Here is a 12,531-nt window from a genome sequence, read left to right on the forward strand (position 1 = left end):
GTGGTCACGTCGCCGAGCGGGATGTCCTTGAAGAGGATCTCCATGTCGGCGGCGGCCGTCGGTGTGGAGCGCGTATCGCTCGCTGGTCCGTACGTTCGTCCGGCCGTCCGCGCCGGGCCCCGCGGGCCCCGGCGTGGGCTACCGGCTGCGGGTGGAGGCCGACGGGGTGGTCCTGGCGGACGTGGACCGGATGGTGGAAGACCTCACCGTGTCGGCCCGGGAGGGTGACGGGCTGGCGGACGTGCGGGTCCGGATGGGTGCCGGTGCCGGTGCCGGTGCCGGTGCGGGGGTCGGCGATGGCGCGGGTCCGGGAGACGGGGACGCGGATACGGGCTCCGGCCCGGGCGCGGGCTCCGTCGTGCGGGCCCGGGCGGCGATCGTGACCGTGTCCGGGGCGGACTTCCGCTACCGGTCCGACGTCGGCATCACCGGCCCGGTCCGCCGCCGTACGTGGACCTTGCGCCCGGCGGCGTGGGCCCTGACACTGCCGCTGCAACGCTGACGTGGACGGCCGGGTCCGCTGCGCGGCGCAGGAGGCGGAAGTGGCTTCGTACCGGCCCTGGCGGGGACGGCCCTACGGGGCGGGCGGGAACAGCCCGGCCCCCGGGCGGCTCGGCCCGATCGGCCCGATCGGCATGCTCGGGGCGGTCGCCGGACCGGTTCTCGGGATCTACCGGAACTTCGTGTGGTGAGCGGGGAGCCGGGGGCGGGGGCTGCACCGGAGTCCGGGCCGGACCGGGGGCCCGTGCCTGTGCCGACGGGGTTTCCGGGGGCGGGCCCGGTGCCGGAACCGGTGTCGGAGCCGGTGCCGGAGCCGGAGCCGGAGCTGGTGCTCGTGGCGGAGCACGAGCTGGTGCCGGCTCCTGTCTCGGAGCCTGTGGCGGAGGTGGTGCCGGAGCCCGTGCTCGGGCCGGAGTCCGTCGGGGCTGTGGTCGGGGCTGTCTGGGGGCCGCCCGGCGCGGCGGCGGTGCGGGACGCGCTCGGTGACTGGCGGCAGGACGCCGTGCTGATCTGCCTGCTGCCGGTGCTGTGCTGGCCCGCTGTGATCGGGGCGGTGGTCACCCGGCCGACGCCGTTGCGGGTGGTGCTCCTGGGGTTGCTGTGTCTGCCGGTGCTCGTCGCGCTCCGGGAGCTGTACGTGGCCCGGCGCGTGCGTGCCCTCCTGGGGGCCCCGGGGCTGCGCTGGACCGCGTACGAGGCGGAGGTGGTGCGCGGGCGCGGCCTGCCGCCGCTGCTCGTTCTGGGGGGCGGACTCCACGTGCTGACCCTGGGCCCGCTGGGCGGGCGGGTGCTGGCGCCGCGCGCGGGGCCGCGCAGCGACCCGGCGCTCGCGCAGTCGGCGCTCCCGCCGTCGCCCGCGGAGTCGGACGCCCCCGACCCGTCGGCGGAGCGGTTCGTGTGGCTGGCCGGGGAGCCGGGGCCGGGGGCCGTGGTGTGGGCGCCGCGCGCCCGCGAGCTGGGCCGGGCGCGCGGGCCGTGGCGGCGGGGCGCGCTCAGTCGGAGGCGGCCGCCTCGATGAGGTCGCAGACCGGGCCGGGGAGGGAGGCGAGGGAGGCGTGGCTCGCGTCGAGCTCGATGGTCTTGCGGGGGTCGATGCGGGCCGCCATGCGGCGCTCGTTGTCGGGGTGGATCATCCGGTCGGCGGTGGAGACCTGGTACCAGGACGGCTTCGTGCGCCAGGCCGGCGCGGTGACGGCGTCGCCGAAGGTGGAGGCGAGCGGGGCCTTCTGGGTGACGGCCATGACCAGGGCTTCCTCGGGGGTGAGGTCCTGGGCGAAGCTCTCGTGGAATTTGTCCTGCTTGACCCACGGGTAGCCGTCGGAGTCGGGCGCGATGTTCTCGAACGCCGCCGGCGGCTTCTCCTGGGTGATCGCGCCGGGGCTCTCGCCCGCGTCGGGCGCGAACGCGGCGACGTAGACCAGACCGGTGACATGGGGCAGGTCCCCGGCTTCGGTGATGACGGCTCCCCCGTACGAGTGGCCGACCAGGAGCACGGGCCCGTGGATCTGCCGGACCATCTTGCGGGTCCGCTCGGCGTCGTCGGCGAGGGAGGTCAGCGGGTTCTCGACGGCGTGCAGGTCGGTGTACCCGCGGCGGTGGAGCTCGCCGATGACCTTGGCCCAGTGGGCGGCGCCGCCCCAGAAGCCGTGGACGAGGACGATGGCGGGGGTGGGGGTGTCGGCCATGAGGTGCCGGTCCTGTGTCGGTAGGACGTGCCGGCGGCTGCGCCGGCCGGATGCCCCGGGCGGCTGCGCCGGCCGGATCCCCCTGGGGCCCACGCTAGGCCGGTGATCCACCGGCTGCCCGGCCGACCGGCGGCCGCCGCTGATGCCCGGACACGGCGCTACGGCAGGTTCAGGGTCGCCCGGTGGACGCGCCAGCGGTCCATCAGGCCCAGGAGTTCCGTCTGCATGAACTCGAAGAACGCCGCCGTCTCGGCGATCGGCGTGTTCGCCGGGTTGCTCGCGGGAGTCATGAGCCTGATCGTCGTGATCCGGCACACCCGCGAGGAGGAGGAGGAGACGGGCCGTCAGGAGCTTCTGTCGGCGGCGATGGTGGGGCGCAGGGCCCCGCTCACGGCAGCCCTGCTGGCGGCGCTCGCCGCCAACGCCCTGGCCGCCCTCCTCGTCACGGCCGGGCTCGCCGGCCGGGGCGCGGACGGAGCGCTCGCCCTCGGGCTCGGAATCGGCGCCACCGGGATGCTGTTCGCGTCGGCGGCCGCCGTCACGGCGCAGCTCACCGAGAGCGCTCGGCTCGCCAAGGGCCTCGCCGGGGCGCTGCTCGGCGCGGCATTCGTCCTGCGCGCCGCGGGCGACGCGGGCTCCGCGGACGGTTCGTCGGCGCTGACCTGGGTCTCCCCGCTGGGCTGGCTGGAGCACGTACGGGCCTTCGCGGCCGAACGCTGGTGGGTGCTCGCCCTGTTCGCGGCGGCCTTCGCCCTCCTGACGGCCGCGGCCTACGTCCTCGCCGGCCGCCGCGACTTCGGCATGAGCTTCCTGGCGGTCCGCCCGGGCCCGGCCGAGGGGCGGCTCGCCGGCGCCGGGGCGCTGGCGTGGCGGCTGCAGCGGGGCGGGCTGCTCGCCTGGAGCCTCGGATTCCTGGTGGCCGGCGCGGTGTTCGGGGGGATGGCGGACGGGGCGACCGAGTTGGTCGGCGACAACGCCAAGACCCGGGAGATCATCGAGCGGATGGGCGGCGCGGGCGGTGGGGCCGGCCTGACCGACGCCTTCCTGGCGACGATGGCCGGGATGCTCGGGCTGGTGGCCGCCCTCTTCATCGTGTCGTCGGTCCTGCGCCTGGGCGCCGAGGAGTCGGGGCAGCGCGCGGAACCCGTGCTGGCGAACGCGGTCGGCCGCCTGCGCTGGGCCGCCGGCCATCTGGCCGTCGCCTTCGGCGGCTCGGCGCTGATCCTGCTGCTGGGCGGGCTCGGCCTCGGCCTCGGCCACGGCGAGGGCCTCGCGCAGACCGTCGGGGGCTGTCTCGCGCAACTCCCCGCGGTGTGGGTGATCGGGGCCGTCACGGCCCTCCTGTACGGCGTGGCCCCCGGCTACGCGTCGGCCGGCTGGGCGGTGGCCGGGGCCGCGCTGGCCCTCGGCTGGATCGGCCCCGCGCTGAACCTCCCCCGGGCGGTCCTCGACCTGTCCCCCTTCGCGCACCTGCCCCGGATCCCCGGCTCCGAGGCCCTGACCTGGGATCCTCTGCTGATGCTGACCGCATTGGCGGCGGCTCTCCTGGGCGCTGCCCTGACCGCCCTGCGCCGCCGGGACCTGGCGGCCTGAGCCCCGATATTCCTTGATCCACCCTCGTCCGAAAAGTTGTCCACAGCTGTGGACAACTTTTCGGAGCGGCTAGGCGGGGGTCACCAGCCGCGTCTCGTACGCGAAGACCGCCGCCTGTGTGCGGTCCCGCAGTCCCAGCTTCACCAGGATCCGGCTCACGTGCGTCTTGATGGTGGACTCGGCGATGATCAGGCGATCCGCTATCTCCGCGTTGGACAACCCCTGTGCGATCAGCACCAGCACCTCGGTCTCCCGCTCCGTCAGCTCCGTGACCCCGGTGGACGCCACCTGGGTGCGGGTCTCCGACAGCTTCGAGAACTCCGTGATCAGCCGCTTGGTCACGGAAGGCGCCAGCAGCGCCTCCCCGGCGGCCACCACCCTTACGCCATCGGCCAGTTGGCTGGCGGAGGCGTCCTTGAGGAGGAACCCGGACGCGCCGGCCCGCAGCGCCTGGTACACGTACTCGTCGAGGTCGAAGGTCGTCAGGACCAGCACCTTCGCGTTCGTGTCGGCGGCCACGATCTCCCGTGTCGCCTCCAGGCCGTTCATCTCCGGCATCCGGATGTCCATCAGCACCACATCCGGCTTCAGCGCCGCCACTTGGGCGATGGCCTCCCGCCCGTTCACCGCCTCCCCGGCCACTTCGATGCCGTCCATCGCGTTCAGCAGGACGGAGAAGCCCTCGCGGACCATCATCTGGTCGTCGACGATGAGCACTCTGATCGTCATGCCGGATCCTTCGCCGGTTCCGGGCGGCTGGCGGCCACGGGTATGAACACCGCCACCTCGAACCCTCCGGAGGCCAGCTCCCCGGCGGTCATCTCCCCTTCCAGCATGGCCACCCGCTCGCGCATCCCGGTGACTCCCTGGCCGGCCCCCGGCGAGGGCCGCACGTCTCCGGTGCCGGCCTCGTTGACGATGCGCAGGCCCAGCCCGCCCAGCACGTACGAGATCTCGACCCCGGCGCAGGCGCCCGGCGCATGCCGCAGCGTGTTGCTCAGGGCCTCCTGGATGATCCGGTAGGCCGAAAGCTCCACGCCCGGCGGCAGTTCGCGCACCGCGCCCGTCACGGTCTTGTCCACGCGCAGCCCGGCCTCCCGCACATTGGCCAGCAGCCCGTCCAGCGAGGCCAGCGTCGGCTGCGGGGCGTCCGGCGCCTCGTAGTCCGCGGAGCGGACGACACCCAGCACCCGGCGCAGCTCGGTCAGGGCCGCCACCGCGTTCTCCCGGATGGTGACGAACGCGGCCTCCAGCTCCGGGGGCGGATTCTTCACCCGGTAGGGCGCGGCCTCGGCCTGGATGGCCACCACCGACATGTGGTGGGCGACGACGTCGTGGAGCTCCCGCGCGATCGTCGTCCGCTCCTCCAGCAGGGTGCGCCGGTCCCGTTCGACGGCGGTGACCTCCTGCTGCGCGGTGACCTCCTGTTCCGCCTGCTTGCGGATCGTGCGGATACTCACCGCCAGCAGGGCGATCGCCGAGGCGAAGGCCATGGGGCCGACGTTGATGGTCTGGCCGTGGCCGAGCACGACCGACGTACCGACCCCGATCGCCAGCGTGACCACCCACATCCAGCCGGCCGTCCGGGGACTGGTCCGCATCCCCACCAGCGTCACCGTCGCGAGGTACGAGAAGAACGTAGCCGGGGACCAGGGCCAGTTGGGGTCGGAGCCGTTGACGACCGAGAAGACCAGGGTGATCGCCACGGCGACCCAGAACGCCCCCAGCGGCCGCACCAGGGTCATCACGATCGGCGTGGCCGCGAGCAGCCCCATCACCAGGGAAGCGGCCTGGGGCAGCCCGGTGGTGATCGAGGTGAAGACCACCACGAAGAACGCGATGAGGCAGACGGCCGCGTGCGGCAGGTGTGCGGCCTCCGTCCGTATCCGCTTCGGGAGCCGCCGGATCAGCGGCCCGTCCGTGCGCATCGGGGGGAGCGGGCGGTAGGCGAAGGCGTCGGTGATCAGAGCCTGGCGCAGGCTCTGCATGAAGCCCGAAGCCAGTCGGATCTCTGGTGCCCGGGGGGTCGCCCCGGGGGTCGTCTCGGTCATGCTCCCCACGGTAGGCGGGCCCCGGCCTGGTCCGCGTCGCCGCTGAAGGGGATCTCCCGGGGTCCCCCTCAAGTACTACCGGGGCCGTTTCAGTAGCCCGTCGGACGGATCAGGCCCGTCTCGTACGCGAACACCGCCGCCTGCGTGCGGTCCCGCAGGCCCAGCTTCACCAGGATCCGGCCGACATGCGTCTTGACCGTCTGCTCGGCCAGGATCAGGTGCCCGGCGATCTCCGCGTTCGACATGCCCTGGGCGACCAGCGACAGGACCTCCGTCTCCCGCTCCGTCAGCTCGTCGATCCGCGCCCTCGAAGGCGCTCTCGGAGCCCCCAGCCGGGAGAACTCGGTGATCAGCCGCTTCGTGATGTTCGGCGCGAGGAGCGCCTCGCCGGCCGCGATCACGCGGACCGCCTCCGCCAGCTGATCGGCGGAGGCGTCCTTGAGGAGGAACCCCGATGCGCCGGCGCGCAGCGCTTCGTACACGTACTCGTCGAGGTCGAAGGTGGTCAGCACCAGCACCTTCACCGCGGAGCCCGGGGCGGCGGTGATGAGGGAGGTGGCCTCGATACCGCCCATCCCGGGCATCCGGATGTCCATCAGGACCACGTCCGGAGTCAGCTCGGCGACCTTGGCCACGGCCTCGGCACCGTCGACGGCCTGGCCCACGACCTCGATGTCGGGCTGGGCATCGAGGAGCACGGTGAAGCCCTGGCGGACCATCATCTGGTCGTCGGCGATCATCACCTTGATCGGAGCGGCAGTCATGAGCCCTTCTTCGTCGTCTCGGGGGCGGGGGAAGGCCCGTCGGCCGGGGACACGGGATCCATCGGCAGCACGGCGCTCACCTCGTACCCTCCGTCGGGGCGGGGGCCGGCGGCCAGCTCGCCCCCCAGCATGCCCGCTCGCTCCCGCATCCCCAGCAGCCCGTGCCCCGCTCCCACGGTCGGCGGGGCCGGCCGGGTGGGAGCGGTGTTGGCGACGCACAGGTGCACATCACGGGGTCCGTAGGCGATGCCGACCTCCACGCGGGAGCCGGGCGCGTGGCGCAGGCAGTTGCTCAGCGCCTCTTGCACGATCCGGTACGCAGTGAGCTCCACACCCGGGGACAACGGGCGGCGGATGCCCGCGATCTCGGTGGTGATCTCCAGCCCGGCGGCCCGGACGTTGTCCACGAGGCCGCCCAACTCGGCCAGAGTGGGCTGCGGATGGTGTGGATCGGCGGCCTCGTCGGGGTGCTCCGAACGCAGCACCCCCAGGACGCGGCGCAACTCCGTCAGTGCCTCCACGGCATTCGCGCGGATCCCGGCCAGGTTCTCCTTGAGCTCCTCCGACGGGTTCTCCACGAGATAGGGGGCCACCTGCGCCTGGATGGAGATCACCGACATGTGGTGCGCGACGACGTCGTGCAGTTCGCGGGCGATCCGGCTGCGCTCCTCCAGCAGGGTGCGCCGGGCGCGCTCCTCCTCGGTGAGGGTCTCCTGCCGGACGAGCTGCGTGCGGGTTAGCCGGGTCGCGCGCAGGGCGTGGCCGAGGAGTCCGGTGAAGGCGAACAGGAGGATGGCACCGGGGGTTCCGGTGCCGCTGTGCTCGGGCCTGAAGAGGGCTTCGGCCAGCCCGGTGCAGGCGACGACGACGGTGACCGCGCCGACGGTCACCCGGGGCGGCACGCGCAGGGCCACCAGCAGCAGCACCGGGGCGAAGGCGAACAGCCCGGCGGGCATCCACGGCCAGCTCTGGCCCTGCCCGACGTGGCCGTGGATCTGCCCGGCGATCAGTCCCGCCGCGATCAGGCCGAGCCAGTACCCGGCCATCGGCCACCGCATCGCGACGACGATGGACCCGCCGACCATGGTCGCCAGCAACGGGCGGACGGAGCCGTGGACCCCGTAGTGGTTGCTGAGCTGCTCCGTGGTGACGGCGAAGAAGGCCACCGCCAGGTAGAGGAGCACCACGTGCGGGAGCCAGGCCAGCCAGCGCGGTTTCGACATCCTCGGGAGGGGGTCTGCCTTCAGGTCCAGGAGCCCCCGGGCCACGCTCCCCACCACGGCCGAAGCCCTGGCGGGGGAGTCTCCCCGCTCCCCGCTGCCCGCGCTCGTGCCCGGAGCTTCGGGCGGTGCCGGCTTCGGGGTCGGGGGCTCGCTCTGTTCGTCCACATCGTCCAGCCTAGGCATGGAGGGTCTCCTTGGCGGGAGCCGCCGGGCCGCTGACCGGGCCGGTGACTGTGCTTTCACCGACCGGAGTTGAGTCGGTGCGGGAAGCGGGGGAGGCGTTCCCCCGGGTCGGGGCGGCGGACGAGGCGACGATCCGGGAAGGGGCCGCCGGAGTTCCGGAGGATCCGCGCCGGGTCCGGCCACGGCGGCGGCCGCCGGCCTGCTCGTAGGTGTGGAAGGCGGCCCAGCAGACCGCCAGCGCGGCCCCGAACACGGGCAGCCAGAGCAGCCGGACGGCTATCCACTCCGCGGAGGCGGGCACGGTGTGCAGGCCGGGCAGATCGGTGGAGACCAGCAGTCCCAGCGCGGTGACGGCCATCATCGCGGTCTGGTGCCACAGGAAGATCGTCATGGCGGACAGGTTCACCAGCGCCACCTTCGCCCAGGCCCGCGGCCGGTTCATCGCCCGGGTCAGCGGCCCCCGCAGCAGCAGCGCCAGCCCGCACTGGGCCAGCCCGAACGCCACGGCGGCCAGCGTCGGCGGGTTCAGATTCGAGAGCGCGGCTCCGGGGACCCCGACCATCGAAGCGGGGTACCCGCCCCAGACGATCAGTGCGGCCGTGGCGGCGATCCCGCCGCCCAGCAGGAGGGCGGCCGGGGTGCGCCGGGTGAAGGAGCCCCGGGACCAGGCGGCGCCCAGGGTGTAGGGCACCAGCCAGCCGGCGGCCACATTGACCCAGCCGATCCCTTCGGGCCCGCCGAAGCCGAAACGCCACACATCGACCGAGGCCACCACGGCCAGCGGCCACAGCGGGCTCAGCCGGGCGACGAGCGGAGTTGCGGCGGTGAGCGCGGCGAAGACGAGGAGGAACCAGAGGGGGGACAGGACGAGCTTGAGCAGCGTCCGGACGGTGTCCGTCCCGACACCGCCGAGCAGCATGCCACCGGCGGCGACGCTCCAGAGGACCAGGACGGCGGCGACCGGCCGGAACAGCCTGCCGAGGCGCTGACGGATCCACTGCCCGTACGGGACTCCGCGGCCGCGCGCCGACGCGTACCCCTGGGCGGCGACGTGGCCGCCGACGAGGAAGAAGACGGCCAGCGTCTGGAACACCCAGGAGACCGGCGCCAGTCCGACCATGTGGGCCAGCGGGCTGGTGGTGCTGAGGCCGCCGTCGGCACTGGTCAGCGCGGTGACCAGCCAGTGGCCCAGCACGACGCCGAGGATGGCGAGGGCCCGGAGCGCGTCCACGGCCCGGTCCCGGTGGGCGGGGGTCGCGGAGTCGATGCGGTCCGCGAGGGCGGACCACCGGGTCTGCGGTTCACGCACGCGCATGGGAGACCTCCGGAGCAGCGAGGGCGGACGGGGCGGGCCGGGCCGCCGGGGAGGAGCCGAGCACGATCCCGGCCAGGCCCTCGAGCGACTCGGTCCCCGGCTTGAGGTAGTCGCTGTGGCCGCCGGACCCGGCCGGGAAGGGCAGGGCCCCGAAGGACGGGTCCACGGGATCGGTGCCGAAGCCGAACCCGCCGAGACGGACGTGCGGGACACCGGAGATCCAGTCACCGCCACCCCGGCCGGCCCAGATCCGGGCCCGGGTCGGCAGGTCCGCGGCGGATCCGGCACCCGTGCCCGGACTGCCGAACAGCGCGATGTCGGTGACCGCGGGGCCCGTCTCCGTACGGGCGCAGACGACGGACCCGTAGGAGTGGCAGAGGAGCGAGAGGCGGGCCTGCGGGGCGGCCAGCCGGGCCAACCGGGGAAGGAAGGAGCCGAGTTCGGCGGCGGCCTCGTCGGCGCGGCCGGTGGTCAGGACGGCCGGGCTGATGGTGCCCGGCGTGTCGTACCCGAGCCAGGCGACCACGGCGGAGCGGGCGTGCTCGGCGCGGAGCCGCTGCTGAAGGGCGACGGCTCCGGCGCGGAACCTCTGGTAGGTGTCCAGCGTCGTGTCCGACCCGGGGATCAGGACCGCGACCCGGTCGGCGGTCTCCAGATCGCCGAACACCTCTATCGCCCGGCCCTTGCCGCGCCCGTCGAAGCCGAGGAACCGGGCACCGCCGCCCCCTTCCATCGCGCGGAGCTTCGCGGCGCGGCCGTTGCGGCCGGCGTTCTCGGCCGTACGGGCCGCCGCGGCGAGGTTGGCGAGGTGGGCGGCGTACCGGTCGGGGAGGGCGGCGCTCTCGCCGGGTACCGCCGGGGCGGGCGCGGGCACCTCCGGGGAAGCGGCGGCGGAAACGGGGAACACCACGGCCGCGGCGACGAGCCCGGCCAGCAGCGTGCGGCGCAGACGGCCACGGCTGCGGCCGTCGGGACGGGCGGTGGGTCGCGGTCGGCGGCTCATGAGTCCGTTCCTTCGCTCGTGCCAGAGGGGCGGTGGGGCGTTCTTCTCTGGTCACGAAGTTAGGAATCGGGAGCCCTCGTCGGCGTCCCACCGGAGAGCTCACTTCCCAGGTAGCTCTCAGGTATGACAGGGGCTATTCAGGGTCAGGCAAGGCAAGGCAAGGCGAGTCGGGCCGGGCCGGGCCGGCGCTCAGTCCGCCGTCAGGGGTTCGGCGAGCGGCTCCACGAGCGGTTCGACGAACCCGGCGCGCCAGCGCGGGGCCGGGTCCTGCCCGGGGCTCGTCCAGTACTCCCGCGCGCCGGTGATCTGCCCGTTCCGCACGGTCCACAGGGAGACGGCGCGGTAGACGACGTGGTCCTGGGGTATCTCCACCTCGGTCACGACGAGATCGCCGTCCGCGAGGATCCGCAGCACGTCGACGGATCTCTCGTCCGCGTAGTCGTCATCGCTGATGACGGCGATGAAGTTGTCGCGACCGACGATGCGTTCGCTGCTCACGGGCCACTCGATCACCGCGTCCTCGGCGATCAGCAGGGCCGCTCCGTTCCAGTCGCGCGCCTCGATCCGCTCCCACAGTCGTGCCACTACCTTCAACGGCTCCATGTGCCGCAGTGTGCGGGGGGTCCGCGGAACGCAACAAGCTTTGCTTGCAGGCTTATTGACTTCGACACAATCAGCGTCGCCGGTAGGTGAGCGGGAGGGCGGTGCTTCCGTCGAGCTCCCGCACCGGGCTCCCGTCGGGGAGCAGCCGCAGGGTGCTCCGGCCGCCCGGCGAACAGGACGGCGGCGCACCGGAGATCACCGTGGAGGGGTCGAGCCCGACGCTGCCGGTGGTGGCGGAGCGCAGCGGCGCGGTCCAGGCACAGCCCAGGCCGGGGGCCTGGAGGGTAGTGCGGCCGGGCGGGATGCCGGTTGCGGGGGTGGAGTTGCCGCGGGCAGGCCGCGGTCGCGGGGCAACCGGGTTCCAGGACACACCCGGTGCGGGGATTCCACCAGGCGTACGGTCGGCACGTGGAGCGCTCCCGTGCCGGCACGGGACCGCTCCACGGGGCCCCGGCCGGGGCGGTGTAACGAGCGAGCCAGGGAGCGGCCAGTGAAGTTGCGCAACGTCGAAGGTGCCGACGTCGATGCCTACGTCAGGATGCGGTGCGATCCCGTCATGATGGCCGACCTCGGGGGACCGTTGCCACGCGAAGGCATGGAGGACAAGGTCCGGCGGGACGTCCAGAGGGCGGTCGCCGATCTCGACTGGATCAAGATGATCATCCCCGACCCGGCCGCGCCTGACGTGGTGGCGGGAACGGTGACCCTGTGGTCCCACGACGCCGAGGACGGGCCGGTGTCGGAGATCGGATGGATGGTCCTGCCGGAACACCAGGGACGCGGACTGGGCAAACGGGCCGTCCGCACCCTGCTCGAACAGGCACGGGACGAGGACCGCTGGGGTCTCGTGCACGCCTTCCCCGCAGCGGGCAACGGCGCTTCGAACGGCATCTGCCGCTCTCTCGGCTTCCGGTTCGTCGCCGCACGCGACGTGACGTTCGCGGACCGGGTCCTGCCGACCCACCACTGGGTCATCGATCCTCGCACCGCCCTCACGTGAAGAGACGGCCTATCCCGCCGGGGAGTCGGGCGGGGGCGGCAGGGTGTCCAGTGCGGCCGACAGGCGTTCCAGGACGCGGACCGTTTCGGCGAGGCCTTCTTCGCCGAGGGCCTCGGCGAGGTGCGTGGCCAGGGACGCGTGGCCCGGGCCGATCCTCGCGACGGCGGCGCGGCCGGCATCCGTGGGACGCAGCAGCTTCGCCCGGCGGTGGGCCGGGTTCGGGACGTACTCGGCGAGGCCCTTGGCGGCCAGGAGATCGGCGATGCGCTGCACGCTCTGCCGGGTGATGCCCATGGCCCGGGCGATGCCGGCGACGGGCAGCGGCTCGCGGAGCACGGCTCCGAGTACCTGCCACCAGGCCGCGGTCAGTCCTGCCGGGCGGGCCAGCTCCTCCGATACGGAGAGGAACTGGCCGTTGAGCCGGAACACCCCGAGGGCGGTGCGGCTCAGGAGGTCCTGCCGCGCGCGGAGGGGGTTCTCCCGCGCCCCTCTGCCACCTGCCGCCGGAGCCGCGCCGGTGGCCGCCGCGAGTCCCCCGGGTCCCCCGGGTTCCCCGAGTCCGCCGTGGGGCGGCTCCGGCGGCTCCGTGTCCCCGGAACCGGGCCGGGGC

General features: G+C 73.7%; 15 protein-coding genes and 1 pseudogene. 5 read left to right on the forward strand and 11 right to left on the reverse strand.

What is annotated here, in order from left to right; all coding sequences use genetic code 11:
• The first annotated feature begins 61 nt into the window (after positions 1-61).
• The 3 genes from ABZY57_RS17845 (at position 62) to ABZY57_RS17855 (ending at position 1,519) form a co-directional block, all read left to right on the forward strand.
• Entirely contained in the window at positions 62-502 is a 441-nt protein-coding gene (locus ABZY57_RS17845; protein ID WP_356512906.1) for a hypothetical protein, read from the forward strand.
• A gap of 40 nt (positions 503-542) precedes the next feature.
• Positions 543-692 carry a hypothetical protein gene (locus tag ABZY57_RS17850; protein WP_356512908.1) on the forward strand — a complete coding sequence of 50 codons (150 nt, stop codon included), beginning with the start codon at positions 543-545 and terminating at the stop codon, positions 690-692.
• Between the two features lie 89 nt (positions 693-781).
• On the forward strand, positions 782-1,519 hold the full coding sequence (locus ABZY57_RS17855; protein ID WP_356512910.1) for a hypothetical protein: 738 nt from the start codon (positions 782-784) through the stop codon (positions 1,517-1,519).
• On the opposite strand, the gene ABZY57_RS17860 is transcribed toward ABZY57_RS17855, so the two are convergent.
• Together ABZY57_RS17860 and ABZY57_RS17865 are read right to left on the reverse strand one after the other, a co-directional pair.
• Entirely contained in the window at positions 1,494-2,186 is a 693-nt protein-coding gene (locus tag ABZY57_RS17860) for an alpha/beta hydrolase (protein ID WP_356512912.1), read from the reverse strand. The genes ABZY57_RS17855 and ABZY57_RS17860 overlap by 26 nt on opposite strands.
• Positions 2,187-2,344: 158 nt before the next feature.
• On the reverse strand, positions 2,345-2,476 hold the full coding sequence (locus ABZY57_RS17865; RefSeq protein WP_356512985.1) for a hypothetical protein: 132 nt from the start codon (positions 2,474-2,476) through the stop codon (positions 2,345-2,347).
• On the opposite strand from ABZY57_RS17865, the pseudogene ABZY57_RS17870 reads away from it, so the two are divergent.
• Positions 2,430-3,779 (forward strand): annotated as a pseudogene (locus ABZY57_RS17870) (ABC transporter permease); the annotation flags it as partial. The gene ABZY57_RS17865 and the pseudogene ABZY57_RS17870 overlap by 47 nt on opposite strands.
• A 69-nt stretch (positions 3,780-3,848) precedes the next feature.
• Here the strand turns inward: ABZY57_RS17870 and ABZY57_RS17875 are convergent.
• The 8 genes from ABZY57_RS17875 to ABZY57_RS17910 form a co-directional block, all read right to left on the reverse strand.
• Positions 3,849-4,508, reverse strand: a complete 660-nt coding sequence (locus tag ABZY57_RS17875; protein WP_356512914.1) for a response regulator transcription factor — start codon at positions 4,506-4,508, stop codon at positions 3,849-3,851.
• The gene (locus ABZY57_RS17880; protein WP_356512916.1) at positions 4,505-5,830 is read right to left on the reverse strand and encodes a histidine kinase; all 1,326 of its coding nucleotides are present in this window, start codon (positions 5,828-5,830) and stop codon (positions 4,505-4,507) included. The genes ABZY57_RS17875 and ABZY57_RS17880 overlap by 4 nt, the downstream gene beginning before the upstream one ends.
• An 89-nt stretch (positions 5,831-5,919) precedes the next feature.
• Positions 5,920-6,594: a response regulator transcription factor gene (locus ABZY57_RS17885; RefSeq protein WP_356512918.1), complete on the reverse strand. Its 675-nt coding sequence runs from the start codon at positions 6,592-6,594 to the stop codon at positions 5,920-5,922.
• Positions 6,591-8,000: a sensor histidine kinase gene (locus ABZY57_RS17890; RefSeq protein WP_356512920.1), complete on the reverse strand. Its 1,410-nt coding sequence runs from the start codon at positions 7,998-8,000 to the stop codon at positions 6,591-6,593. Before ABZY57_RS17890 ends, ABZY57_RS17885 begins: the two co-directional genes overlap by 4 nt.
• A complete protein-coding gene (locus tag ABZY57_RS17895; protein ID WP_356512922.1) occupies positions 7,993-9,315 on the reverse strand; it encodes an acyltransferase in 1,323 nt (440 codons plus the stop codon). Before ABZY57_RS17895 ends, ABZY57_RS17890 begins: the two co-directional genes overlap by 8 nt.
• Positions 9,302-10,318, reverse strand: a complete 1,017-nt coding sequence (locus ABZY57_RS17900) for an alpha/beta hydrolase (protein ID WP_356512924.1) — start codon at positions 10,316-10,318, stop codon at positions 9,302-9,304. Before ABZY57_RS17900 ends, ABZY57_RS17895 begins: the two co-directional genes overlap by 14 nt.
• Before the next feature lie 189 nt (positions 10,319-10,507).
• Positions 10,508-10,921 (reverse strand): nuclear transport factor 2 family protein, encoded by a 414-nt coding sequence (locus tag ABZY57_RS17905; protein WP_356512926.1) that lies wholly within the window; start codon positions 10,919-10,921, stop codon positions 10,508-10,510.
• Positions 10,922-10,991: 70 nt separating this feature from the next.
• A complete protein-coding gene (locus ABZY57_RS17910) occupies positions 10,992-11,291 on the reverse strand; it encodes a hypothetical protein (protein ID WP_356512928.1) in 300 nt (99 codons plus the stop codon).
• A 120-nt stretch (positions 11,292-11,411) separates the two neighbouring features.
• On the opposite strand from ABZY57_RS17910, the gene ABZY57_RS17915 reads away from it, so the two are divergent.
• Complete coding sequence (locus ABZY57_RS17915) at positions 11,412-11,921, forward strand: GNAT family N-acetyltransferase (RefSeq protein ID WP_356512930.1); 510 nt, start codon at positions 11,412-11,414, stop codon at positions 11,919-11,921.
• 9 nt (positions 11,922-11,930) lie between these two features.
• Here ABZY57_RS17915 and ABZY57_RS17920 read toward each other — a convergent pair whose 3' ends face one another.
• The gene (locus ABZY57_RS17920; protein WP_356512981.1) at positions 11,931-12,371 is read right to left on the reverse strand and encodes a MarR family transcriptional regulator; all 441 of its coding nucleotides are present in this window, start codon (positions 12,369-12,371) and stop codon (positions 11,931-11,933) included.
• Positions 12,372-12,531: the final 160 nt, after the last annotated feature.

Origin of the sequence: Streptomyces sp. NPDC006450 (assembly GCF_040612195.1) — a bacterium.
Lineage (GTDB): Bacteria > Actinomycetota > Actinomycetes > Streptomycetales > Streptomycetaceae > Streptomyces.

Excerpts from the sequence above, each read along its gene's own strand:
- ABZY57_RS17905 (WP_356512926.1), bottom strand. The coding sequence starts at position 10,921 with ATGGAGCCGTTGAAGGTAGTGGCACGACTGTGGGAGCGGATCGAGGCG.
- ABZY57_RS17890 (WP_356512920.1), bottom strand. The coding sequence starts at position 8,000 with ATGCCTAGGCTGGACGATGTGGACGAACAGAGCGAGCCCCCGACCCCG.
- ABZY57_RS17865 (WP_356512985.1), bottom strand. The coding sequence starts at position 2,476 with ATGACTCCCGCGAGCAACCCGGCGAACACGCCGATCGCCGAGACGGCG.
- ABZY57_RS17900 (WP_356512924.1), bottom strand. The coding sequence starts at position 10,318 with ATGAGCCGCCGACCGCGACCCACCGCCCGTCCCGACGGCCGCAGCCGT.
- ABZY57_RS17880 (WP_356512916.1), bottom strand. The coding sequence starts at position 5,830 with ATGACCGAGACGACCCCCGGGGCGACCCCCCGGGCACCAGAGATCCGA.
- ABZY57_RS17895 (WP_356512922.1), bottom strand. The coding sequence starts at position 9,315 with ATGCGCGTGCGTGAACCGCAGACCCGGTGGTCCGCCCTCGCGGACCGC.
- ABZY57_RS17875 (WP_356512914.1), bottom strand. The coding sequence starts at position 4,508 with ATGACGATCAGAGTGCTCATCGTCGACGACCAGATGATGGTCCGCGAG.
- ABZY57_RS17885 (WP_356512918.1), bottom strand. The coding sequence starts at position 6,594 with ATGACTGCCGCTCCGATCAAGGTGATGATCGCCGACGACCAGATGATG.
- ABZY57_RS17860 (WP_356512912.1), bottom strand. The coding sequence starts at position 2,186 with ATGGCCGACACCCCCACCCCCGCCATCGTCCTCGTCCACGGCTTCTGG.